This window comes from Dyella marensis (assembly GCF_049532885.1).
GTDB lineage: Bacteria > Pseudomonadota > Gammaproteobacteria > Xanthomonadales > Rhodanobacteraceae > Dyella_D > Dyella_D marensis.
In genome coordinates this window covers 3,064,621-3,088,242 of record NZ_CP064029.1, presented here as the reverse complement: position 1 = coordinate 3,088,242, position 23,622 = coordinate 3,064,621, and the positions used below count along the sequence as shown (strand labels likewise).

The window sequence follows — 23,622 nt, the reverse complement described above, 5'->3', positions numbered from 1 at the left end:
TCCCCGTGGGACCGGCACCTTCTCCCCGGAGGGGAGAAGGGCTTCAATAGTAAGGCTTATCCCTGCTTGACCGTATTCGCCGGCACAAACGTATACCCCATCCCCTGCAAGCCCTCGACAATCTGCTTGAGGTAATTGATGTTCACATAGGGATGGAAGAAGAAGCTCTGCACGCTGTCCTGCACCACCGTATTGACGTTGGCGCTGGCCAGGATGTCCGCCGGGAGGCGCGCCGGATTGTTGTTGAACGCCTCGGTCTCCACGTTGCCCAGCTGCTCGCCGATCACCACGCTGCCGTAGACGTCGCGCACCAGGTAGGGGAAGAACTGGCCGTAGATCTTGGTGTAGTCCGGCGTGCCCGTGCCGCAGGCGCCGTTCGGGCACCAGCCGCCCGCATACAGGCCGCGGTCGTAGCGCGCGGAGAACATGCTGTTGATGACTTTGTAGTCCACCGCCGAGGCCGCGTAGTGCGGCGGCTCGAAGATGGTCGGCGCCAGGAAGCCGGCGGCGGCGAAGTCCATCAGGCCCTTGGTGATGCGGCCCTGGGTCCAGAGCGCCGAATCCTCGGCCGGCGGCGCGTCGTACAGCACGTAGTTGTCGGGGCTGATGTGCGAGCGGTAGAACTCGAAATCGTCCGCCGACACGCCGCTGTAGGGATTGGCCACGTTGGAGTACTGATGCGTATAGCCATGCATCAGGATGGTGCCGCCCTTGGACTGCATGTACTTCAGCGCGCTCACCACGTTGCGCGCCTGCGACAGGTGGATCGCCTGCGGCACGCCGTTGTTGTAGAAGCCCTTCGGGTCGAGATAGTACGGAATTACCGCGACCGTGAACGGCACGCCCTTGCTCGACAGGTAATCGGCGATCGCCCGCAGCGCGGCCGGATCGTCGGTGGCGTTGACGTCCTCGATGCGCACCAGCGCCCGCTTGCGCGCCAGCATCGACGGATTGGACACCTTGCCGATCAGGTCGGCCGCGATCAGGTAGCGATCGTTCATGCCGATATAGCTGAAGGGGATCTCGCCGATATAGGTGAGGTTCGCACCCTTGGTCGCCCAGTTCACCGTGCCGCCGGTGTCGTTGGTCGCCACGGCCACGGCCGTCGCCTTGGTCGGATCGGTGATGCTCGTCTGCAGCAGGCCCGACGGCACCGCCAGCGCGTTGCGCTGGATCGCCACGCCCTTGTAGGTGACGGTGAGCGTATTGCTGAAGTCGAAGAACATCGGCGAGAAGCCATACTGCGCGGCGAAATTCGGCGAGCGCGCGGCCAGCTGCCAGATGTTGTCGTTCATCCACAGCACCGGCTTGGTGGTGGCCAGCACGTCGTCGAGCATCGCGGTCGGCAGCGGTTCGTCATAGGTCGAACCGACATAGACCAGGCCGGTGTAGTTGTTGAGTTCGCCGGCGGTGTAGCTGGCGGCCGTGTGCAGCGTGTACTTGCTGCCGTGCGAAACGAGATTGGCCGCCATCACCGCATAGGCTTCGCCCAGCCAGGCCCACGCGCCGGTGCTGTCGTACAGCACCAGGGTGTTCTGGCTGGGATTGGCGCCGGGTGCGCCGGCGAAGGCGTTCGCCGGTGCGCCGAGCAGGATGCTCAGCGATACATTGCGCTGCACCGAGCCGGACGCGGTCAGCGTCGACACCGACTTCTGCGCGGTCTTCATCGACGGTGCGACCACGAGCGAGCGCGGCGGCGCCGGCAGCAACTGCATGTCGGCGTGTTCGGCCAGCTGTGCATGGACAGGAGAGGTCAAGCCGGCTGCCGTGGTTAACACCAGGGCGGCACTGGCGAGAAGAGACCTCACGACGGAGGGCTTGAGGCGGGACCTGGTCATGGGAAATCCTCACATGCTGCGATGGAAATCGACGCAAGCCACGAATGCCCCCGTGCTTGCGCGCATGGCGGAGAACGATTTTCCGAAGCCCAGGTCCCTGTTCCCGAGAGTGGAGAGGCATCGCCCCCAAGTTGAAGCTTACGGGCCTGGAATGCGCGTTTTTATTGGTCTGTCGAGGTATGGCTTTTAGTCAATCGTCAGGCAGCCCGGCGCGACCCCAATATGCGACCCGGACGCAACACCCATCGCAGGTCGAAAACCACCACGCGGACTCCTCAGCCGACACGTCTATCCGGGAACCAGGGACCCCGGACGACCGCTCTTCCCCGCCGTTTGCGCGGCGGCAGCGCGGCGCCGGACATCTGGGCCAGGACACGCGTCGCCATCCTTAAGGGGGAAGGAGTCATGCAGGACATCCTGATCATCTGCGGCACCCGCCCGGAAATCATCAAGCTTGCGCCGGTCTACCACGCGCTGCGCAACAGCGGCTGGGCGCGGCCGGTATGGCTGCACACCGGCCAGCACGACGACATGGCGCGGCAGATGCTCGCCTGTTTCGATATCCAGCCGGATATCGAACTGTCACGCGGAGGTGACACCCTGGCGCAGTTCAGCACGCGCTGCCGCGAACTGCTGGACGAGGTGATGGCCAGCCGGCCGTGGTCGCTGGTGATGGTGCAGGGCGATACCGAAAGCACCTTCCTGGGCGCGCTCGCCGGTTTCTACCACCGCGTGCCGGTGGCGCACGTCGAAGCGGGCCTGCGCACCTACGACCTGGCGCGGCCGTTCCCGGAAGAAGGCCTGCGGCAGATGGTCAGCCGCATCGCCAGTTTCCATTTCGCGCCGACCGCGCGCGCCTCGCAGGCGCTGCAGGCCGAAGCCGTGCCGGACGAGCGCGTGTTCATCACCGGCAATACAGTGATCGACGCGCAGCACTGGGTCACGCGCCATCGCCGCATCCAGCGCGGACATGCGGGGCGCGGCCATCTGCTGGTCACCGCGCACCGGCGCGAGAACTGGGGCAGCGACCTGCGCGAGATCTGCTACGCCATCGCCGACGTGGCCAGCCACCATCCGGAACTGCAGATCCTGTTCCCGGTGCATCTGAACCCGACGGTGAGCAAGCCGGTGCACGCCATCCTGGGCGAGCTGGGCAACGTGCACCTGAGCGGCCCGTTCGACTACCTGCGCATGCAGCAGGCGCTGATCGACGCGTGGCTGGTACTGACCGATTCCGGCGGCCTGCAGGAAGAAGCACCCACCTTCGGCGTGCCGCTGCTGGTGCTGCGCACCGAGACCGAGCGGCCGGAAGCGATCGAAGGCGGCTGCGCGCGGCTGGCGGGCACGCGGCGCGCGTCGATCGTGAAACAGATCGAAGACCTGTGGGACGACGGCGAGGCCTACGGCGCCATGGCGCGCGCGGGCAATCCATTCGGCGACGGCCGGGCCAGCGATCGCATCGTGGATCTGCTGCAGGGGGCGCTGGAGGGCGGCGAACGCCGGCGCGAAGCGGTCTGACAGGGGAGAACACTAAGGATGTGGTGGCTGGATGCATTCACGACCTACCTGTACGGCCTGAGCGTGGCCGTATCGGCGATCGCCATACTCATGCTGCTGAGCGGCATGGACGATCTGTTCATCGACCTCGTGTACTGGACGCGGCGCACGTGGAAGGCGCTGGTGGTGTACCGCCGGCACGAGCGCACCTACTACCACGAGCTGTACCGGCCGGCGGAAAAGCCGCTGGCCATCATGGTGCCGGCCTGGCACGAGACCGGCGTGATCGGGCACATGGCCGAGCTGGCCGCCAGCACGCTGGACTACGAGAACTACCACATCTTCGTCGGCACCTATCCGAACGACGCCGACACGCAGCGCGACGTGGACGAAGTGAGCGCGCGCTTCCCCAACGTGCATAAAGTGGTGTGCGCGCGGCCGGGTCCGACCAGCAAGGCCGACTGCCTCAACAACGTGCTCGACGCGATTCTGCAGTTCGAGCGCCGCGCCAAGCTGAGCTTCGAGGGTTTCATCCTGCACGATGCGGAGGACGTGGTCTGCGCGATGGAGCTGCGCCTGTTCAACTACCTGGTGGGCCGCAAGGACCTGATCCAGATTCCGGTGTATCCGTTCGAGCGGCAGTGGAACAACTTCACCAGCCTGCATTACCTGGACGAATTCGCCGAACTGCATGGCAAAGATGTACCGGTGCGCGAGGCGCTGGCCGGCCAGGTGCCCAGCGCGGGCGTCGGCACCTGCTTCAGCCGGCGCGCGGTGCTGGCGCTGATCGAGGAAGGCAACGGCGTCGCCTTCGACGTGCAGAGCCTGACCGAGGACTACGACATCGGCCTGCGCCTGAAGGCGCGCGGCATGCAGGAGATCTTCGTGCGCTTCCCGGTGCTGCGCTACCGCAAGCACCAGAAGCCGCCGCCGTTCGGGCAGAGCCGGCGCGAATCCAACGTGATCTGCGTGCGCGAATATTTCCCCGACCGCCTTTCGACCGCGGTGCGGCAGAAGTCGCGCTGGATCATCGGCATCGTCTACCAGGGCTACCGCACGCATGGCTGGAAGTGGCGGCACGGCCTGGTGCTGAATTATTTCCTGTGGCGCGACCGCAAGGGCGCCATCGCCAACTTCGTCAGCTTCGGCGCGATGCTGGTGCTGGCGCAGCTGCTGGTCATCGGCACGGTGCAGCAGCTGTGGCCGGGCGCGCCGCGCTTCCTGTCGATCTTCGAAGGGCAGCATTGGCTGGACATGGTGCTGTACGCCAATGCGGGCCTGATGGCCAACCGCATCCTGCAGCGCATCGTGTTCGTCACCGCGTACTACGGGGTGAAGCAGGGCCTGCTGGCGATCCCGCGGCTGCTGTGGAGCAACCTGGTCAACTTCCTGGCCAACTGGCGCGCGATCAAGCAGATCCTGCAGACCGGCGATCCGCGCCGCGTGGCCTGGGACAAGACCACCCACGATTTCCCCAGCATCGGCGGCGAGAACCGCTCCAAGCGCTCGCTGGACGAATTGCTGGTGACCCAGGGCGCGCTCACCGAGGCGCGCCTGCGCCAGGCGCGCGCGCAGCCGATCGAAGGCCTGCATCCGGGCAGCACGCTGATCCACCAGGGCGTGATCACCGCCGAGCAGCTGGCGCGGCCGATCGCCGAACAGGCCGGCGTGGATACCGAGACGGTGGACGCCGAGACCTTGGCGCCTGAACTCTTCACCGCGATGCCCGCGGCCGTGGCCTTGCAGTACGCGGTGCTGCCGCTGCGCGTGGACGGCGGCACGCTGGTGCTGGCGAGCGAGTCGTACGTCGACCCGGTGTCGCTGGCGGCGATCGCGCGCAAGCTGGACCGGCCGGTGCGCTACGTGATCGCGCACAAGGGCCAGGTCACGGTGGGGCTGCGCCGCTGGTACGCGCAGTCGCCGGAGCGCGAGCACGATCCGCGCAAGCTGCTGGAGGCCGCCGCACGCAGCGGGCGCATCGGCGCCGAACGCGCGCGGCAGCTGTGGGACGACTACGTTTCCCGGCAGGTGATGCTGGGCGAGATCCTGGTGGCGCAGGGGCACCTGGATGAAGTGGCATTCAAGGCATTGCTGTTGAGCCATGCGCGCAGCGGGCAACCGCTGGGTGCGTTCCTGGTGGCCCAGGGAGTGATCGGCCAGGACACGCTCGACCGCTTGCTGGCCCTGCAATCGGCGCTGCAACCCAGCCTCGCGGCGCTCCTGGAGAAGGAGGCCGCCCCGCCGGTGCAGCAGGTTATGCAGTGGACGGAGCGCGTGGCATGAAACGCCCATGGCCGACTCGTTGTGCGGCCGCGCTGTTCGCCATGGCACCGGCCCTGCCGCTTTGCGCGGCGGGCCAGCAGCCGGACAGCGCCAGCCGTTACCAGCAATTCCTGTTGTATCCCCATCGCCAGGCCGGCTTCGCCGCGCTGCGCGCCAACGACGAGCGCACCGCGCTGGCCGAATTCGAGCGCGCCCGCGCGCTGGCGCCGCAGAGCATCGACACCGCGCTGGACCTGGCCGAGGCATATCGCCATTTCGGCCATGCCGACAAGGCGCGCACGGTGCTGGACGACCAGCGCCGCTATACGCCGGCCGATCCGCGCCTGCGCGCGCCGCCGCCGGCCGAGGCCGCGGTGGACTGCAAGGTCGACAACCGGCCGGTGTGCCGTGCGCAACGCGGCTTCGACGCCTTGCAGGCGGGCCAGCTCGATCGCACGCAGGCGGAACTGGCCGCGGCGGATTTCGCCAAGACCAGCGAAGGCCTGGCACTGCGCCGCGCGCTGGTGCAGCGCTCGATCTATCTGGGCGATCGCAACCGCGCCGCGCAGCAGCTGGCGGCGCTGGATCAGCTGGGGCAGATCGGCCCCGACGAACGCGCGCAATGGTTCAACCTGTTGCTGATGCAGGGCAGGGCGCTGGAAGCGCGCGACCTGCAGGCGCGTGGCGGACTCGGCGCGCCGGCACAGGAACTGGCCGTGGCGCTGGGCCTGTCCGCCGCGGGCGAACGCAAGGCGCTGGAAGACTATCTCGCCGTGCACCAGCCGGCCTTCGACGACGAGAAGGACGAGCGGCAATGGGTGAACCTGCTGGCGCAGGTGGGGCGCGCGCGGCCGGAACTGCTGGATCTGTACGAAGCGCGCTTCCCGGCCAATGCGGCCTGGCAGGCGCGTTCGTCGCTGCCGCTGGCGCTGGCGCGCCACGACGATGGCGCGACGCAGCGCCTGCTGGCGCGGCTGCCCAAGGACAGCTATCGCGAGGAGCGTTTCTCGCTGGCGCTGGCGCAAGGGCGCTATGAGGACGCGCGCGAACAGGCCGAGGCGCTGGTGGCGCAGCCGGACGGGCATCGCCTGCTCGATCCGCTCAGCTATCGCCTGATGGATGCCGGCGCGCCGGACCAGGCCGAGCGGCTGCTGCTGGCCTCGTATCCGTTCGGCGGCAATCCGCAGGCCGGCACCTTGTTCGCGCGGCTGGCGGTGCTGGCGGCCAAGCAGGCCGCCGCGTTCTCCGCCGCCGACCGCGCGCGCCTGGCGCGGCCGCTGGACAGCGTGCCGCTGCGCATCGTGCAGGTGCCGATCCTGGCCGCGCTGCGCGACTGCGACGGCATCCGCCAGGTGATGTCGGACCTCTCGCCCGACTATCCGGCGGAACTGTGGCGCCAGCTCGGCGACTGCTACGGCAACGACCGCCCCGGCCTGGCCGAATACGCCTACGCCGAAGCGAACAAGCGCAAGCCCGACCCCGACACCACGCGCGCGCTGGCCTACCAGGCCTACGGCGCACGCGACTACGCCACCGCCCTGCAGGCCTGGCGCGCGGTGCCGGTCGAGCATATGAAGACCGACGACCTGCTCGCCGCGGCGACCACGGCGATGAGCGCCGAGCAGCCCGGCGTGGCGCGCGCCTGGCTGGACAGCTACGCGGCGCAGGGCGGGCGGCAGGACCACGCCTACTGGTGGCTGCGCGCGCAGGCCGACGAGCCGCGCGACCCGGCGCTGGCGCGCACCGATCTGGACAACGCCATCGCCCTGCATCCGGAAGCGCGCTACTACCAGCGCCTGGCGGCCTTGCAGACCCAGGCCGGCGAAACCCGTCCGGCCCTGCTCTCGCTGCAGCGCGCCGCCGTGCTGGCGCCAGACGACGACAAGCTCGCCGCGCAGCTCGGCTACGCCTATCTGCAGAATGGCTCGCCGGAGTTGGCGGTGGTGCAGTTCGAGCGTGCGCACCGCGCCAACCCGGACGACGCCAAGCTCACCTGGCAGTTGCTCTACGTGCACCAGAAGCTGGGCGACAGCAGCCAGGCGCGCAGCTATGCCGCGCAGGCGATCGACCAGCTCGACGCCGGCGGCACCGGCGCCGCCGACGCCACGGATGCCGCACAGAACGAAGGCCAGCAACGCTTCGAGCTGCGCCGCCTGCACGAGGACCTGGGCCGCAAGTGGCGCTTCAATGCCGACATGACGCTGGGTGACACGGTGTCGTCGGCGGCGAACGCGGCCAACCCTGGCCAGTCGTACCGCAGCTATTTCCAGATGGAAGGGCAGTACCGCTTCGATCCGCCGTGGAACGGCGCCGACATCAATACGCTGGCGGCCTATGCGCGCGTATTCGCCGGCAGCGGCAACGGCGGCTCGGTGTGGCCGATCCATGGCTGGATGCTGGGCGTGGGCGTGCACTGGAAACCGCTGACCACGCAGAACATCGTGCTGTCGGCCGAGCAGCAGACGCCGGTGTCCGGCAGCCGCTTCACCCGCAACGACACCCTGCTGCGCGCGGCCGGCTCCTGGTCGTTCGGCCCGCACCTCAACGACGATTGGCATGCCTCCGGCGGCGGCTGGTGGTCGCAGAACTTCTACGTGGACGTGGCGCGCTATCTGCGCGCCAAGCAGACGGTGCTGACCGCCGACTACCAGCTCGGCTGGCACCGCAAGCTGGCGGAGGGGCAGTCGATCGAGCCGTATGCGCGCGTGCAGTTCACCGGCATCGACCGCAACCGGGGCAGCTTCCAGCGCGACGGCCGCGTGGGCCTGGGCGTGCAATGGAACCTGTGGTTCGGCGAGACGCGCTACGACGCGTATCCGCATCGCTTCAGCGTGGCGGTGGAGGGGCAGCATGCCTTCACCAGCTATCTGCGCGAGAAGAACGCGGTGTTCCTGATCGTGAGGACCGCGTGGTGAGCCGGGCGCGGCGGTGGTGGTTGATGGTGGCGCTGCTGCTGGCGCCGTGGCTGGCGCAGGCCACCACGGCGGTGTTCTACCAGCCGCAGACGCGCGACCGCGAGGTGGCGGTGGCGCAGTGGCCGGGGTGGTTTGCGCAGTTGCGTGCGCGCGGCTTCGACACCCTGGTGGTGCAGTGGACGCAGTATGGCGATGCCTTCGCGGATCCCGCGGGGCATGCATGGCTGTTGCAGCGGGTTCGCGAAGCGCGCGCCGCCGGGTTGCGCGTCGTGCTGGGGCTGCACAGCGATCCGGCGTTCTTCCAGCGCCAGGAAATGCCGGCAACGGCGCTGGACGACTACCTGCGTTCACTGGCCCGCCAGGATGCCGAGGCGGCGCGCCGTTGGGCCGCCGAGCTGGGCGAGCAGGACATCGCCGGCTGGTACCTGCCGATGGAGATCGACGACCGCCGCTGGCGCGAGCCGGAAGCGCGCGAGGTGCTGCGCGATTACCTGGCGCTGGAGCGGCGGCAGCTGGACCGCGTATTGGCGCGGCCGGTGTTCGTGAGCACCTTCTTTGCCGGGCATATGGCGCCGGCGGCGTATGCGCAGCTGGTGGCGGACGTGCGTGGCAGCGGTGTGCAGGCGTGGGTGCAGGACGGTGCGGGGACGGCGCGGTTGAGCCGCGGCGAGAGTGCGGTGTATCTGGCTTCGGCGATGTCGTGCGATCGGAAGGGGGCGGCGGGTGTGGTGTATGAGGTGTTCCGGCAGACCGGGGGCGATGAGGCGTTCAAGGCGGAGCCGCTGGATGGGCGGGATGTGGAGGTGGCGCTGGTGCAGAGGGCGCCTTGTGGTGGAGACACGGCGTTTTTTGAGTTGCGGTATTTGCCGGAGATGGAGGCGTTGCGGCGCTAGAAAGCCCCGCCTAGTAAAACCCTTCGCCCCTTCGGGGAGAAGGTGGCGGCAGCCGGATGAGGGGTGGGTGCTCGCGGTGGAAGATCGACGAAGCGTCGCTTGCTTTGCTGCTTCGCTTCATCGCTCCGTAGGTCCCCCTCACCCCAACCCTCTCCCCGCGGGGGAGAGGGGGCAGGTTGCGCGAAGGCTTGAGTTCCCTGGCCGGAGGGGGAGGTCGGGCGAGGCTCGCGCGTGCCCCGCCAATCTGAATTGGTCTCTACGAATCCGTCCAAATTGGTTATGTACCGTCCGCGCGGCCGGCGCCTATCTTTGCCTCCAGCCGCGATAACGAAAAGTTGATGTCCCCACACTCAACGGTTTGACGCGGCCACCTTGGCTCGCCGGAAGCTCCCCACTTCCGTGCGAGTCCCTTCTTCCAGCCCAGTCGATCCGGAGTGAACCCTGTGTCCGCTTTGGTATCCGTGTCCGATGATTTGCTGGCGGCGGCGAGAACGATCTCGACCGGCGCCGCCGTATCCGGCGTTCCTTTTGCACTGGACGTAGCCGACCGCCGAGGCAAGGCGCATGCCCAAGCTGACACCAGGCTTGCGGCATCGGCCCGAACCGCCGAACAGGATTTCCCCGAGCGCATCCGGCTGCTGATCGAACGTGCCGGCGGCGTCGGCGCGCTGGCGCGCTGCTGCGGCGTCACCGCGCGCACGGTGAACAACTGGAGCCGCGGCCGCGGCGATATCTCGCGCCACCGCTGCGTGGTGCTGGCGCGGGCCATGGGCATCTCGGCGCTGTGGCTGGTCAGCGGCGAGGGCGGCATGACCGCCGACGACGTGCCGGCGGCGAACGCGCCGGCGCACAAGACCGGCGTCGATGCCGAACGGCTCGCGGCCGCCTTGCAGATGCTGCAGTCCTACATCGTGCTGGCCGGCGGCGCGCTGAGCGTTGCGCAGCGTGCCGAAGCCATCGTCGAGCTCTACACCATGCTCGCCGAGCCACCCGACGCCACGCGCGTCATCGCTTTCCACAAGAAGCTTGCCGGCTGTCTGCGCGGCAACGGTCAAGCGCCGCCCACCTGAGCGCAGGGGATCGACCTCGTGTTCGTGCACAGGCCTCCGCACGGGAGGTCGTGGAGGCCTGTGCGCCAAAACCGCCACGCCAGGCAGTTGCGGCCGCGGCGTGGTCCTCGCCGGTGCCGATGGCACCACCGCAGTGTCTTCGCGGCATCCGGGCCGCGGATATCCATCAAGCTATTCAAGGGGAGTCGCATGAACTACCAGCATCGGATTCGCTCGGCCCGATCCAGGGTCTGTCCGTCCGCCCTCGGCATGGCCCTGGCGCTCGCGCTGTACGGCGCCATGGCGCCGCCCGTGCATGCGCAGGCCACCACCGGCAGCATCTTCGGCCAGGCGCCGGCCGCCGCGGGCGGCACGGTGAAAGTGCAGAACGCATCGGGCGTGACGCGGCAGGTGGCGGTGGATGCATCGGGCCGCTATGCGATCGCCGCGCTGCCGCTAGGCACCTACACCGTCACCTTGCAGCGCGACGGGCAGACGGTCGACACGCGCACCGACGTCGAACTGCACGTCGGCGCGGGCACCGAGGTTTCCTTCGTGGCGCAGAACGCGCAGAACCTGGCCTCGGTGACGGTGACGGCGAACAGCCTGCCGGCGATCGACGTGACCCAGGTGGATTCGCGCACCGTGGTCACCTCGCAGCAGCTCGCGCGCTTGCCGCTGGCGCGCAGCGCCGAAGCGATCGCCTTGCTGGCGCCGGGAGCGGTGGAAGGCAGCGACACGTTCATGGGCATGGGCATGGGCGCGTCGTCGCCGCGCAAGTTTGTCTCGTTCGGCGGTTCGTCCGTCACCGAGAACGCGTATTACATCAACGGATTCAACACCACCGATCCGATCAGCGGTTTCGGCGGCCTGACCTTGCCTTACGGTTCGATCGACCAGGAGGAAATCCTCAGCGGCGGCTATGGCGCGGCGTACGGCCGCTCCGACGGCGGTGTGATCAGCCAGGTGGGCAAGCGCGGTACCAACGAGTGGCATGTCGGCGGGCAGGTGTTGTGGAAGCCGAAGGGGCTGCAGGGCGATCCGCGCGACATCTACTACGGCGAAGGCAGCCCCAAGGCCGGGCAGCTGTATTGGCGGCGCGGCGACAACAAGTCCACCACCACCACGGTCGATGCCTATGTCGGCGGCCCGCTGATCAAGGACAAGCTGTATGTGTTCACCTCGGTCGAGGGCGAACGCATCCAGGGCACAGGCGCATCGGCAGGCATGCCTTCGGGTGCGGTCGGTTCGGTGGCGGGCGTGGGCTTCAACCTGGCGCCGAGCTACAACAACCATAGCCGGCTGAACGATCCGAAGTGGTACACCAAGCTGGACTGGAACATCACCGACAGCAACCTGCTCGAGCTGACCGGCGCGTCGAACAAATCGTCCTACCGCGGCAATCTGTACCAATACGACTACGCCACCGGCAAGGAAGGGCCGTTCGATCACCACGACCTGAACATCAAGGACGGTTCGGACCTGTATCTGGGCAAGTTCACCAGCTACCTCACCGACTCGCTGACGCTGTCGGTGCTGTACGGCAAGATGAAGGGCACGCATTACAACGAGCTGCCGGGTTACGACCCGACGCTCAGTCCGATCATCGGGCAGTCCTCGCAGAATCCCGCGCTCACCGGCGGCTCCTCCTACGGCAATGCGCAGACCGTGGTGCAGCTGTTCGATCCGCAGCACATCACCAAGAACACCAACCTGCGCCTGGACCTGAGCTACAAGCTGGGCGACCACACCCTGACCGCGGGCATCGACAACCAGGACGTGCGCGACATCCACGATGGCCAGTTCACTTCCGGCCCCGGCTTCGGATGGGCGTATGCGTCCGGCGATCCGAACACCTGGATCACCGGCGGCCCGGACGCGAACGGACCGGGTTGGCAAGGTTATCCGTGGGTGCGCCCGCCGGGCGGCTATGCGGGCGGCTCGACCGGCTATTACGTTTCCAGGCAGGTGTTCGCCAACAGCGCTTCGGTGCGGGTGAAACAGCAGGCGCAATACATCGAGGACGCCTGGCAGATCAACGACCGCTGGCTGGTGAAGATCGGCCTGCGCAACGACGAGTTCACCAACTACAACGGCGCCGGCACGCCTTATCTGCGGCTCACCCATTCGCAGCTGGCGCCGCGGCTCGGCTTCACCTGGGACGTCAACGGCGATTCCAGCCTGAAGGTGTATGGCAATGCCGGCCGCTATTACCTGGCGGTGCCGGCATCGGTGGCCTTGCGTTCGGCGGGTTCGTCCACCTTTACCAACGTGTATTACACCTACACCGGCATCGATCCGAAGACCGGCTATCCCACCGGGCTGACGCCGATCGACACCTACCGCGGCCTGGAACAGCCGATCTCTGCCAATCTCGAATACGGCCAGCCGCGCGATCCGAAGACGGCCGCGGCCACCAATATCAAATCGGAATACCAGGACGAACTGATCCTCGGCTTCGACAAGAAGCTGGGCGATGCCTGGGTGTACGGTGCCAAGGCCACCTGGCGCAAGCTCGGCCGCGCCATCGACGACTGGGGCGACACCGGCCGCATCGCGGCGAAGATGGCCGAGCTGGGCATGAACGATTACGACAAGGTCAATGGCATCCAGGGCAGCTACCTGATCAACCCGGGCAGCAACCCGGTCATCCAGGTGCCGAAACTGTCCGGCGGCTACTACGAGGTGCCGCTGGACTGGAAGAAGGACATGGGCTTCAACACCACGCTCAAGCGCAAGTACTACGCGCTGGAGATGTACCTGGAGCATCCGTTCGACGGCAAGTGGTACGGCAAGCTCGATTACCTGTTCTCGCGCAACTACGGCAATACCGAAGGCCAGGTGCGTTCGGATATCGGCCAGACCGACGTGTCGGCGACGGTGGACTGGGATTACACGCAGGTGATGGATTACGCCAACGGTGCGCTGTCGAACGACCGCACGCACCAGCTCAAAGCCTACGGCTACTACCAGGTGGCGCCGGAGTGGCTGGTCTCGGGCAACGTGGCGATCCTGTCCGGTGCGCCCAAGACCTGCCTGGGCCTGTACGGGGCGGACCAGACCAACCCCGGCCTGGGCTACGGCTCCTTCTACCATTTCTGCGGCGGCGTGCCGGTGGTGCCCGGCTACAAGCGCCAGCCCTGGACCTATCTGCTCAGCCTGGGCGCGCAGTACCGGCCGGCGTGGGGACGCCAGCGGCTGGGCTTCAGCGTGCAGATCTACAACGTGCTCAACAAGCAGGCGATCACGCAGACCAACGGGCGCTACGGCAGTTCCACCAGCGTGCGCCCGACCTACAACCTGCCGTTGTCCACACAGTCGCCGCGCTACGTGCAGTTCGGCATCACCTACGACTACTGAGCCCGGGTGGCGGGTGCCCGGCGCCAGTGCCGGGCACCTTGGCGGGCGTTTGCTTTGCGGAGCCATGGCAATGAACAAATCGATGCTTTTGGCGGCGCTGCTCTCCTTCGCTTGCGGCGAAGCAGTGGCATCCACGTCCACGCAAGCCCCCGAATTCGCCGGCATCGACCACTGGTTCAACTCACCGCCGTTGAGCATGTCGGCCCTGCGCGGCAAGGTCGTGCTGATCGATTTCTGGGCGTACTCCTGCATCAACTGCATCCGCGCGATGCCGCACGTCGAGCACCTGTACGAGACCTACAAGGACCAGGGCCTGGTGGTGGTCGGCGTGCACGCGCCGGAGTTCGATTTCGAGCGCGACCCGGCCAATGTGCAGGCGGCGATCGCGCGGGCCGGCGTCACCTATCCGGTGGCGATGGACAGCGGCTTGTCCACCTGGAACGCATGGCACAACCAGTTCTGGCCGGCGGAGTACCTGGTCGACCGCGACGGCAAGCTGATCGGCCATCACTATGGCGAAGGCGGCTACGACAAGATGGAGAACGCGATCCGGCTGCTGCTGGGCCTGGACATGCAGGCGCCGGAGAACACGGCGAACCAGTTCAAGCCGGGGCCGGGCGACACGCCGGAACTGCATCTGGGCAGCGCGGGACAGCAAGGCTTCGGCAACGCGGAAAGCGGCCGCGAAGGGACGCGGCGCTTCAGCGTTCCCGCGGCATTGGCGATGCACAAGTTCGCGCTCGGCGGCAGCTGGGAGATCACCCGCCAGTACGCCCGCACGGTGGGCACGGAGGTGGAACTGCAGCTGCGCTTCAAGGCTGCCAGGCTGTACATGGTGGCCAGCGCGGACAGCACCACTGCGCTGGAGGTGACCGTCGACGGCAACCCGCAACCGGCGATGGAAGTGCAGGGCAGCCGCCTTTACACGCTGTTCGACAGCCATGACGACCGCGAGCACGTGCTGCACCTGCGCATCCCGCGGGCGGGGCTGCGGGTGTACTCCTTCACGTTCGGCTGAGCGTGGGCACGCTTCGTGCAGCCGCGCCGCAGCATGCCCCGGGATTGCTGCGCACCCGGGTTGTGCGCAACCCTTATGGCCGACGCCATGGAGTGTGCGCCGGCATGTTTCTCGAACTCGACGGTCAAGGTCCGCAATACGCGCAGCTGGTCCGCGCGCTGAAGTCGTCCATTCTCGACGGGCGCATGCTCGCCGGCTCGCGTCTGCCGCCGACGCGCGAGTTCGCGCTCAACCTCGGCCTGTCGCGCACCACGGTGCTGGCGGCGTACGAGCAGCTGCGCGCCGAGGGCTTTATCAACGGCCGGGTGGGATCGGGCAGCTACGTCACGGGCCTGCAGCTGACGCCGTCGCTGCCGCGGCCGGCGAACGCGGCCGATACGGCCCAGTCGCGCTATGCCGAGCGGGCCCGGCTGTTCCGCGAGCGCAAGATCGCACGCTTGCATTACGGCCTGCGCTACGAAATGCGCTACGGCGACCCGCTGACCAATCCGGCCTTGAATGCCGCCTGGGGGCGCGAGCTGGCGCGCGCCGCCGCCTATTCGACGCTGGGCATCACCGGTTCGTGGGGCCTGCCTGCGCTGCGCCAGCAGATCTGCGCCTACCTGGCGCGCCGGCGCGGCCTGCTGACCGAGCCGGACAAGATCCTGATAGTCACCGGCACCCAGCAGGCGTATTCGCTGTGCGCGCGCGTGCTGCTCGACGAGGGCGACACGGCCGTGCTGGAAGAGCCGCATTATTTCGGCGCGTATCACGTGCTGCACGCGCATGGGGCGAAGCTGCATCCGGTGCGCTGCGACGACGACGGGCTGGTCTGCGACGAGTTGCCGGAGCAGGCGCCCAAGCTGATCTGCGTCACCCCTTCGCATCAGTTTCCCACCGGCGCCGTGCTGTCGCTGCCGCGCCGGCTGGAGCTGCTGCGCTACGCGGCGCGCAAGCAGTGCTGGATCATCGAGGACGACTACGACGGCGAGTTCCGCTACGACGCCCACCCGCTGGCCGCGCTGCGCTCGCTCGACGAAGGCGACCGGGTGATCTATGCGGGCACTTTTTCCAAGACCTTGTTCGGCACGCTGCGCATGGGCTACCTGGTGATGCCGGAGGCGCTGCGCGAAGACCTCACCACCGCCAAGTACCTCAGCGACGTGTCGTCGCCCGGCATCGAGCAGGCCGCGCTGGCGCATTTCATGGAGAGTGGCGGTTTCGAGCGGCATCTGCGCCATGCGCGCAAGGAGCTGCAGTGCCGGCGCGAGGCCTTGATCGCCGGCCTGCGCCGCCATGCCGGCGACCGCGTGGAGATCGTGCATTCGCCGGCGGGCATGCATGTGGTGGCGTGGTTGAACGGCTACGACCACGAGCGGGCCGAGGCCTTGATGTGGTATGCGCACGAGCGCGGGCTGGGGCTGTATTCGATGGCGCCGCATTATTTCGCGCCGCCGAAGCGGCCGGGCCTGCTGCTGGGCTATTGCAGCCTGTCGGTGGCGGAGCTGCGCGATGCGATGCAGTTGCTGGGGGAGTGCCTGGATGCGGTGCCGACGTGAGTTGCGGCGGTGCTTGATTCATACGTTGTCGGAAAAAGAAAACGCCTCCGCAAGGAGGCGTTTTCTGTTCCGGCGCATGTTGGGGTTCGCTGCGCTCACCCCAACCTACGATAGAGCTGCGGTGCGGTCTTATTGCGGAACCTTCAGCGTCGAGATCGTCTGGTTCAGCGTGCCCCAGTAGGTCTTGGTGTACGGCACCATCTGCTCGGCGTAGTTCCACCAGAAAACGCCGCCGATGAAGCGCGAGTCCTTCATCGTATTGACCATCGGGTAGTAAGTCTTGATCAGGTTGGTCTGCACGGAAGCCGGCGCGCTCAGGCTCGAGGTGCCGATCTCGCCGAAGCCGACCTTGGCGTTCGGGAAGATGCCTTCCAGCGCGGTGAAGTCAGCCTGCCACGACGGCGACAGCCCCGGGCAGTCCTGGTAGGGGTAGTAGCTGAACAGGGCGTAGTCGGTCTGCTGGCGCACGGTCAGCGGCAGGAAGGTGGTCGGCCAGGTCTTCCAGTAGTCGACCGGCTTTTCCCAGCAGTTGGTGCCCTTGCTGTCGTCGTTGTAGTACAGCGTGATGGCGGTCTTGCCGCCAGCGGCCTTCACGATCTGGTGCGCGGCGGCGACCATCTGGCCGATCTGCGTTTCCTGCGCGTTGACCACCGAGTTGCTGCCGTTCGGGTTCGGACGCAGCCATTCGCCGTTGATCTCGTTGGCGATCTCCCACACGTCGACCAGGCCGTTGAGCTTGCCCACCAGCTCCTTGGTGCGCGCGGTGTAGGTGTTGATGTCGGTCGGGAAGTAGTACGAGTCCATGATCTCGCCCATGGTGTAAGCCACGGTGTGCAGCTTGACGAGGGCGGCGTAGTAGTCGGCGGTGCTGGTGTCCGGATCGAACACCACGCGCACCGTCGGGCGGTACGGCAGCTTGCTGAGCGAAGTAACGATGGCGTTGATGTTGGAAATGTCATCCACCGTCACGCCGTAGATCGGAGCCTTGATGGTGGTGGCGGCCTGGGCGTGCACGTCGGGGGACAGCGGAGCCGAGCCGGCGTAGAGCGCGGCCGAGGCGAGCAGGGAAGCAAGAAGGGTTTTTGCGGTGGTCTTGTTCATCAGATTTGATTTGAGTTCGCTTGCGTGGGCGATCCGTTCCCCCGGTGGGCTGCGGCGAAAAAAAGGCCGCAGCGATACATCGGTCGCCCCCGAAAGTCGGGCGGCCGGGCTTAAGTCGTGCGTTCCGCGCACTGGTGAAGGTCGTCCGTACAACGCAACCCCCGACCCCTGGGCCGTGGAGACCGAGGGGATGCGACGGATATCGACGCTGGGAGTGCCGGCGAAACGGCAGGAACCACCAGGAGCTCATCGCGGAACGACACCCTTCCGGTGTGCCCTTCCGCGTGGCTCCGCCCGTCCTGGAGCGGGCCGGACCGTATCACCCGGGAGACAACGCACCGGGCTTCGCTGACGGGGAGCAGTCTAGTTGCTCATCGTTACAAGTGATGAAATTTTAGTTAGCATGAATCACATGGATCGAGTCAAAGCATTCAATCCATGCGCAGGACTGTCGCCGGCCTTACATTGACGCAGCCAGTGCACGATCTTTCAGTCACTTGCGTGAGCGTGCGTGAAGCCACTGTATCGCTCATGTGACACGCGATCCGTTCATGTTACGTCACTCCGTGACACCCGCAGCCACAGGCTGCGGAATGCGCTTGTGCGCCATATCACGTTGGGAAAAAACACAAGCGCCATTCCCGGAAATCGCAAGCCGCTCTTGCCCAAGATGCGCGCTGGCATTCGCGCCGGTACGAGGGAGAGCAGGTGATGGGGTTGCGCACGTGGGTGGTGGTATTGGGGTGTTGCGTGTCGTCCGGCGCGGTTGGCGTTGCATTTGCCGATGCGCCAAGTGCGCAGGTGACGGTGCATGTGGATCGTCCGGGCGCGGTGATCCATCGCGAAATCTACGGCCAGTTCGCCGAGCAGCTCGGGCGCGGTATCGATGAAGGATTGTGGGTAGGCGAGAACTCGTCGATTCCGAATGTGCACGGCTTCCGCAAGGACGTGGTCGATGCATTGAAAGCCATCCACGTACCGGTGATCCGCTGGCCCGGCGGCTGCTTCGCCGACGAATACCACTGGCGCGACGGCATCGGCCCGCGCGACAAGCGCGCCGTGCGGCCCAATCACTCGTGGGGCGGCGAAGAGCACAATGCCGTCGGCACGCACGAGTTCATGGATTTCGCCGAGCTGGTGGGCGCGCAGACCTATCTGGCCGCCAATATGGGCACCGGTTCGCCGCGCGAGATGAGCGACTGGCTGGAATACGTGACCGGCAACGGGCAGACCGATCTCGCCCGCGAGCGCCGCGCGAACGGCCGCGACAAGCCGTGGCAGATCGCCTACCTGGGCATCGGCAACGAAAGCTGGGGCTGCGGCGGCAACATGCGCGGCGCGTACTACGCCGACCAGTACCGCCAGTACGCCACCTTTGCGCGCACCATGAGCGGTCCCGCCTTGCGCAAGGTGGCCAGCGGCGCCAATGCCGACGACTACGCCTGGACCGAAGCCGTGATGGCCGGCGCGGCGTCGCAGATCGACGCCTACGGCGTGCACTACTACACGCTGCCCACCGGCGACTGGAAGCACAAAGGCTCGGCGGTGGCGTTCGACGAGAACGCCTGGATCGCCACCTTGAAAGCCGCGCTGCGCATGGACGAACTGGTCTCCCGCCATAGCGCCATCATGGACAAGTACGACCCGGCGAAGCGCATCGCCCTGGCGGTGGACGAATGGGGTACCTGGTACGACACCGAGCCCGGCGACTCCGCGCTGTACCAGCAGAACAGCCTGCGCGACGCGATGGTGGCGGCGATCACGCTGGACATCTTCCACGCGCATGCCGAGCGCGTGCGCATGGCCAATATCGCGCAGATGGTGAACGTGCTGCAGGCGATGATCCTCACCAGCAAGGGGCGCATGGTGCTGACCCCGACCTATCACGTGTTCGACCTGTACCAGGTGTTCCAGGGGGCGACGTCGTTGCCGGTGGAGGTGCGCGCGGGTGAGTACGCGCATGGCGGCGCGCGGGTGCCGGGCTTGTTCGTCACCGCGGCGCGGGGGACGGATGGAGCGGTGCACGTGGCGCTGGTCAATCCCGATCCGGAGCATGCGTTGCGGGTGGCGGTGGCTTTGCCTGGGATGAAGGTCGGGAAGGTGAGCGGGCGTGTGTTGACGGCGCCGGCGATTAACACCATCAACAGCTTCGAGAAGCCGGATGCGGTGAAGCCGGTGGGGTTCGATGGGGCGAAGATCGGTGGCGATGGTGTTCTTGCGGTATCGCTGCCGGCGAAGGCCATCGTGACTTTGGAGTTGCGGTAACGCCTCTACTCGTCATCCCGGCGCAGGCCGGGATCCAGTAGCGTCGCTGTCCGGCTTTCGCGAAAGCACTAAAGAGCAAGCCCTTAAGCGCCATCGCCTCCATCAAACGCGTCGCTACTGGATTCCGGCCTGCGCCGGAATGACGGGAGTGTGAGGTTCGGCTTGCCTTGATCGCAGGCGGGGAATGTCACGCTGATGCCGAAGCCAACGCCATCCAGGCCGTCGCCAATCTCAATCCTCGCCCCATGCGACTGCGCAATCCGCGCCACCAGCGACAAGCCGATCCCGCTGCCGCGCTCATTGCTCCCCGCCACCCGATAAAACCGGTCGAAAATCCGCGGCCGGTCTTCCTCCGCCACGCCAGGCCCGTTGTCCTGCACCTGCAACCGCACCCGGTTGCCATCGCGCAGGCAACTCACCGCCACCCGCCCGCCCGCCGGCGTATAGCGCAAGGCATTGTCGATCAGGTTGCCGATCAGGATGCCCAGCTCGTCGACGTCGCCCTCGATCGGGCTGGGGCAGGTGTCGAGCACGATGGACTGCTGCTTGGCGGCGGCGATGGTCTCGAACTCGCGCGTCAGCATGGCCACCAGGTCGGCCAGTTCCACCGGCACGCGTTCGCTGTTCGGGCGGTCGGCATCCAGCCGCGCGGAATCCAGCAGCTGCTGCGAGAGGCGCGCGCTGCGCTCCACCCCTTTGACCAGCTGCCGCAGCGGCGCCTGCGCTTCTTCCAGGCTGTGCGAACGCAACGCCACCTGCGCGTGGGTGAGCAGGGCGGCCAGCGGCGTGCGCAGTTCGTGCGCGGCTTCGGCCAGGAACTGGCGCTCGTTGTGCATCGCGCGGTCCAGCCGGGCCAGCATGCGGTTGAAGGATTCGACTAGCGGCTGCACTTCGTCGGGCAGGTTGTGGTCGGGCAGCGGGGCGAGGTCCAGCGTGTCGCGCGCGGTGATGGCCTGGCGGATGCGCGTGATCGGCCGCAGCGACCAGAACAGCACGCGCTGGATCGCCACCGCCAGCACCAGCACCAGCAGGGCGGTGGTGATCAGGCCGATGCGCACCCCTTTGCGCAGGTCGTTGGCCAGGTCCGCGGTGGGCTTGCCGACCTGCACCTGCACTTCGCCATGCGAATCGGTGATGGCATAGATGCGCCATTCCTCGCCGTCGATGCTGCGCGTGGCGAAGCCGTCGGCGAAATCCGGCTGCAGCGGTTTGCGGAACGGTTCCAGCGAGTGCACCACCAGGTGCTGGCGGTCCTTGATCCAGACCTGGAAGATCAGGCGCCCGAGCTTGCCGTGCCGTTCCGGCGGCGGCGCGCTGTGCTCGGGCAGGCGCAGGTTGGCATTGCCGTCGAGGCGGCTGACGTCGGCCGGCATCGAGACCAGGATCTCGCGCGCGATCTCGCTCAGGCTGCTGTCCCACAGGCCGGTGCGGTCCTTCGAATAGCGCACGCCCAGCACGGTGAGAGTGACGCCCCAGGCCACCACGAAGATCGCCAGCATCACCACGAACAGGCGCCGCCGCAGCGAGCGCATGCGCAGGGCCATCAGCGTTCCTCGCCCAGGCGGTAGCCATAGCCGTGCACGGTGGCGATCACGTCCTCGCCCAGTTTGCGCCGCAGCTGGTGCACGTATACCGCGATGGTGTTGCTCTCGATCGCGCCCTGGCCGCCGTAGACCAGGTCTTCCAGCAGATCGCGCGCCACCGCGCGGCCCTGGCGCTCCATCAGCGCGAGCAGGGTGCGGTATTCGTGCGCGGCCAGCCGCACGGATTCGCCATGGCGGGTGACGGTGCGCCGGGCCGGATCCAGCACGATGCCTTTCCAGCTCAGCACCGGCGCCACGCGGCCTTCGCTGCGCCGGATCACCGCGCGCAGGCGCGCCAGCAGTTCGTCGATCTGGAAGGGTTTCACCAGGTAGTCGTCGGCGCCGGCGTCGAGGCCGCGGATGCGGTCGCCGAGCTGGTCGCGCGCGGTGATGATCAGTGCCGGCGTGGTGTCGTAGCGCTCGCGCATGGCGCGCAGCACGTCCAGGCCCGAGCCGCGCGGCAGGCCCAGGTCGAGCAGGGCGGCGGTATAGGCATGGTCGGTAAGCGCGATGCGCGCGGCCGCGGCGTCGTGCGCGCAGTCCACGTGCCAGCCGTCCTGGCGCAGGGCCGCGGCGATGGCGTCGGCCAGCATGCGGTCGTCTTCGACTAGCAGGATGTTCGGCAAGGTCCCCTCGTGGCGCTGCAGCCGTGTCATGAGTCATGCAGCCTAGGCGCGCGGCTTTAAAGAATTCTTAAATCCGGACGGCCAGACTGCCAGACATCCGGCACGGTCCGCTCCACCCCGCACGCGGACAGGGAAGGGGCCGGCTCCCTCCGCACAAGAGACGATGCCATGAGCGCCCAACCCAGCCGCCTGCCCATCGATGCGCCGCCCGCCGCCGTTCCGGATGAAACCGCGCCGGAACGCTGCACGATGCGCCTGAGTGTGAACGGCCAGGCCCGCACGATCAATGCGGACCCGGACACTCCCTTGCTGCGCGTGCTGCGCCAGGACCTGGGCCTGACCGGCGCCTGCTTCGCCTGCACCAACGGACGCTGCAGCGCCTGCACGGTGCACGTCGACGACCGGCCGACCCGCGCCTGCCGCGTGCCGGTGCACGTGGTGCAGGGCGCGCAGATCGTCACCATCGAAGGCTTGGCCGCGCGCGAAGGCCTGCCGCCGGGCCAGCTGCATGCGGTGCAGCGCGCCTGGGCCGAATGCGGCGTGCCGCCGTGCCCGTGCCAGGCCGGCATGATCATGGCCGCCACCGCCTTGCTGATGGACAACCCCGATCCGGGCACCGCCGAGATCGAGGCCGCGCTGTTCCTCGACTGCGGCTGCGGTGCGCGGCCGCACGTGCTGCGTGCGGTGCGTTCGCTGGCGGAGCGCCTGCGCTCCTGGTGAGCGCACGCAAGCCATCCCTCACTTCCCCCGACTGGAGTTCCCCATGCATCACCGTGCGCGTGGTCGTGCCCGTGCCTTGTTCCTGGTTTTCTTCCTGTCCGGCAGCGGCGCCGCGTTCGCGGCGGACGATGGCTGGCATGTGGTGGTCGGCGCCGGCGGGCTGGACATGCCGCGCTATCCCGGCAGTTCCGAGCGGCGCAGCCAGCTGCTGCCGATGGTGAGCGCCAGCTACGGCCGTTTCTTTCTAGGCGGTGCGCCGGGCTCCGGCTCGCCGGCGGGGCTGGGCATGTATTTCCATCAGGACGGGCAGTGGCGCGCCGGCGTGTCGCTGTCGTACGACTTCGTGCAGCCGCGCAAGGAGTCGGACGACCGCAAGCGCCTGCATGGCATGGGCGATATCGACCGCACGGCGCGGGTCACTTTGTTCGGCAGCTATACGCACGATTGGTTGACGGTGCGGGGCAATGTGTCCAGCGACGTTGCCGGCAAGGACCAGGGCACGACGGCGTCGCTCGACCTGGAAGGCAAGTACCGCTGGAACGACAAGCTCAGTTTCGTGGCGGGGCCGGGCGTGACCTGGGCCGACGGCAAGCACAATCGCACGTTCTATGGCGTGGACGATGTGCAGAGCCTGCGTTCGGGGTATGCGGCGTATCGGCCGGGGTCGGGAGTGGAAACGGTGCGGTTTTCGCTGGGCGCGGATTACCGGATCGGCGAGCGCTGGACCCTGGGCGCGCGAGCGATCGCGGCGCGTTTGCAGGGCGATGCGTCGGATAGTCCGATCGTGGCGAAGCGGATGCAGAACACGTATGTGGCGTATGCGTTCTACCGGTTCTAAAGCTACGCCTCGCTGAGCGTAGGTTGGGGTGAGCCGCAGGCGAACCCCAACATCGGCACGTTGATACGCATCGCGTTGTTGGGGTTCGCCTGCGGCTCACCCCAACCTACGCCGGGCGC

General features: G+C 67.3%; 15 protein-coding genes. 11 read left to right on the top strand and 4 right to left on the bottom strand.

The features are described 5' to 3' along the window. Positions 1 to 56 precede the first annotated feature (56 nt). A complete protein-coding gene (locus ISN75_RS13295; protein WP_343820073.1) occupies positions 57 to 1,757 on the bottom strand; it encodes a polysaccharide deacetylase family protein in 1,701 nt (566 codons plus the stop codon). Between the two features lie 486 nt (positions 1,758 to 2,243). Between ISN75_RS13295 and wecB the strand changes: the two genes are divergently transcribed. The 8 genes from wecB to ISN75_RS13255 all read left to right on the top strand — a co-directional run bounded on the left by wecB (position 2,244) and on the right by ISN75_RS13255 (position 16,370). Beyond that, positions 2,244 to 3,356, top strand: a complete 1,113-nt coding sequence (wecB, locus tag ISN75_RS13290) for a non-hydrolyzing UDP-N-acetylglucosamine 2-epimerase (protein WP_167256828.1) — start codon at positions 2,244 to 2,246, stop codon at positions 3,354 to 3,356. Positions 3,357 to 3,374: 18 nt separating this feature from the next. Next, positions 3,375 to 5,618 carry a glycosyl transferase family protein gene (locus ISN75_RS13285; protein ID WP_167256829.1) on the top strand — a complete coding sequence of 748 codons (2,244 nt, stop codon included), beginning with the start codon at positions 3,375 to 3,377 and terminating at the stop codon, positions 5,616 to 5,618. Further along, positions 5,615 to 8,512 (top strand): NfrA family protein, encoded by a 2,898-nt coding sequence (locus ISN75_RS13280; RefSeq protein WP_343820072.1) that lies wholly within the window; start codon positions 5,615 to 5,617, stop codon positions 8,510 to 8,512. Before ISN75_RS13285 ends, ISN75_RS13280 begins: the two co-directional genes overlap by 4 nt. A gap of 23 nt (positions 8,513 to 8,535) precedes the next feature. Continuing rightward, complete coding sequence (locus ISN75_RS13275; RefSeq protein ID WP_343820071.1) at positions 8,536 to 9,405, top strand: DUF4434 domain-containing protein; 870 nt, start codon at positions 8,536 to 8,538, stop codon at positions 9,403 to 9,405. Between the two features lie 461 nt (positions 9,406 to 9,866). Next, complete coding sequence (locus ISN75_RS13270) at positions 9,867 to 10,475, top strand: YdaS family helix-turn-helix protein (RefSeq protein ID WP_343820070.1); 609 nt, start codon at positions 9,867 to 9,869, stop codon at positions 10,473 to 10,475. Between the two features lie 189 nt (positions 10,476 to 10,664). After that, positions 10,665 to 13,814: a TonB-dependent receptor gene (locus ISN75_RS13265; RefSeq protein WP_343820069.1), complete on the top strand. Its 3,150-nt coding sequence runs from the start codon at positions 10,665 to 10,667 to the stop codon at positions 13,812 to 13,814. A gap of 70 nt (positions 13,815 to 13,884) precedes the next feature. Further along, positions 13,885 to 14,832 carry a thioredoxin family protein gene (locus ISN75_RS13260; RefSeq protein ID WP_343820068.1) on the top strand — a complete coding sequence of 316 codons (948 nt, stop codon included), beginning with the start codon at positions 13,885 to 13,887 and terminating at the stop codon, positions 14,830 to 14,832. A gap of 104 nt (positions 14,833 to 14,936) precedes the next feature. Further along, positions 14,937 to 16,370, top strand: coding sequence for a PLP-dependent aminotransferase family protein (locus ISN75_RS13255; RefSeq protein ID WP_343820067.1), 1,434 nt, complete (start codon positions 14,937 to 14,939; stop codon positions 16,368 to 16,370). A gap of 129 nt (positions 16,371 to 16,499) precedes the next feature. On the opposite strand, the gene ISN75_RS13250 is transcribed toward ISN75_RS13255, so the two are convergent. Next, entirely contained in the window at positions 16,500 to 17,471 is a 972-nt protein-coding gene (locus ISN75_RS13250) for a hypothetical protein (protein ID WP_343820066.1), read from the bottom strand. 711 nt (positions 17,472 to 18,182) lie between these two features. Between ISN75_RS13250 and ISN75_RS13245 the strand changes: the two genes are divergently transcribed. Continuing rightward, positions 18,183 to 19,736, top strand: coding sequence for an alpha-N-arabinofuranosidase (locus ISN75_RS13245; RefSeq protein ID WP_210427679.1), 1,554 nt, complete (start codon positions 18,183 to 18,185; stop codon positions 19,734 to 19,736). A gap of 83 nt (positions 19,737 to 19,819) precedes the next feature. Here the strand turns inward: ISN75_RS13245 and ISN75_RS13240 are convergent, their stop codons facing one another. Together ISN75_RS13240 and ISN75_RS13235 are read right to left on the bottom strand one after the other, a co-directional pair. After that, on the bottom strand, positions 19,820 to 21,280 hold the full coding sequence (locus ISN75_RS13240) for a sensor histidine kinase (RefSeq protein WP_168647189.1): 1,461 nt from the start codon (positions 21,278 to 21,280) through the stop codon (positions 19,820 to 19,822). Then, positions 21,280 to 21,975 (bottom strand): response regulator transcription factor, encoded by a 696-nt coding sequence (locus ISN75_RS13235; protein WP_167256837.1) that lies wholly within the window; start codon positions 21,973 to 21,975, stop codon positions 21,280 to 21,282. Before ISN75_RS13235 ends, ISN75_RS13240 begins: the two co-directional genes overlap by 1 nt. Before the next feature lie 138 nt (positions 21,976 to 22,113). Here ISN75_RS13235 and ISN75_RS13230 point away from each other — a divergent pair, with 138 nt between their 5' ends. Both ISN75_RS13230 and ISN75_RS13225 read left to right on the top strand, forming a co-directional pair. Next, a complete protein-coding gene (locus ISN75_RS13230) occupies positions 22,114 to 22,665 on the top strand; it encodes a (2Fe-2S)-binding protein (RefSeq protein WP_208399814.1) in 552 nt (183 codons plus the stop codon). Between the two features lie 43 nt (positions 22,666 to 22,708). After that, positions 22,709 to 23,503, top strand: a complete 795-nt coding sequence (locus ISN75_RS13225) for a MipA/OmpV family protein (RefSeq protein WP_168647190.1) — start codon at positions 22,709 to 22,711, stop codon at positions 23,501 to 23,503. The last annotated feature ends 119 nt before the right edge of the window (positions 23,504 to 23,622 follow it).

What these genes read in the sequence shown, in the direction of transcription:
- ISN75_RS13285 (WP_167256829.1), top strand. Translation starts at nt 3,375, where the DNA reads ATGTGGTGGCTGGATGCATTCACGACCTACCTGTACGGCCTGAGCGTG.
- ISN75_RS13255 (WP_343820067.1), top strand. Translation starts at nt 14,937, where the DNA reads ATGTTTCTCGAACTCGACGGTCAAGGTCCGCAATACGCGCAGCTGGTC.
- ISN75_RS13230 (WP_208399814.1), top strand. Translation starts at nt 22,114, where the DNA reads ATGAGCGCCCAACCCAGCCGCCTGCCCATCGATGCGCCGCCCGCCGCC.
- ISN75_RS13275 (WP_343820071.1), top strand. Translation starts at nt 8,536, where the DNA reads ATGGTGGCGCTGCTGCTGGCGCCGTGGCTGGCGCAGGCCACCACGGCG.
- ISN75_RS13235 (WP_167256837.1), bottom strand. Translation starts at nt 21,975, where the DNA reads ATGACACGGCTGCAGCGCCACGAGGGGACCTTGCCGAACATCCTGCTA.
- ISN75_RS13260 (WP_343820068.1), top strand. Translation starts at nt 13,885, where the DNA reads ATGAACAAATCGATGCTTTTGGCGGCGCTGCTCTCCTTCGCTTGCGGC.
- ISN75_RS13250 (WP_343820066.1), bottom strand. Translation starts at nt 17,471, where the DNA reads ATGAACAAGACCACCGCAAAAACCCTTCTTGCTTCCCTGCTCGCCTCG.
- ISN75_RS13280 (WP_343820072.1), top strand. Translation starts at nt 5,615, where the DNA reads ATGAAACGCCCATGGCCGACTCGTTGTGCGGCCGCGCTGTTCGCCATG.
- ISN75_RS13240 (WP_168647189.1), bottom strand. Translation starts at nt 21,280, where the DNA reads ATGGCCCTGCGCATGCGCTCGCTGCGGCGGCGCCTGTTCGTGGTGATG.
- ISN75_RS13265 (WP_343820069.1), top strand. Translation starts at nt 10,665, where the DNA reads ATGAACTACCAGCATCGGATTCGCTCGGCCCGATCCAGGGTCTGTCCG.
- wecB (WP_167256828.1), top strand. Translation starts at nt 2,244, where the DNA reads ATGCAGGACATCCTGATCATCTGCGGCACCCGCCCGGAAATCATCAAG.
- ISN75_RS13245 (WP_210427679.1), top strand. Translation starts at nt 18,183, where the DNA reads ATGGGGTTGCGCACGTGGGTGGTGGTATTGGGGTGTTGCGTGTCGTCC.
- ISN75_RS13225 (WP_168647190.1), top strand. Translation starts at nt 22,709, where the DNA reads ATGCATCACCGTGCGCGTGGTCGTGCCCGTGCCTTGTTCCTGGTTTTC.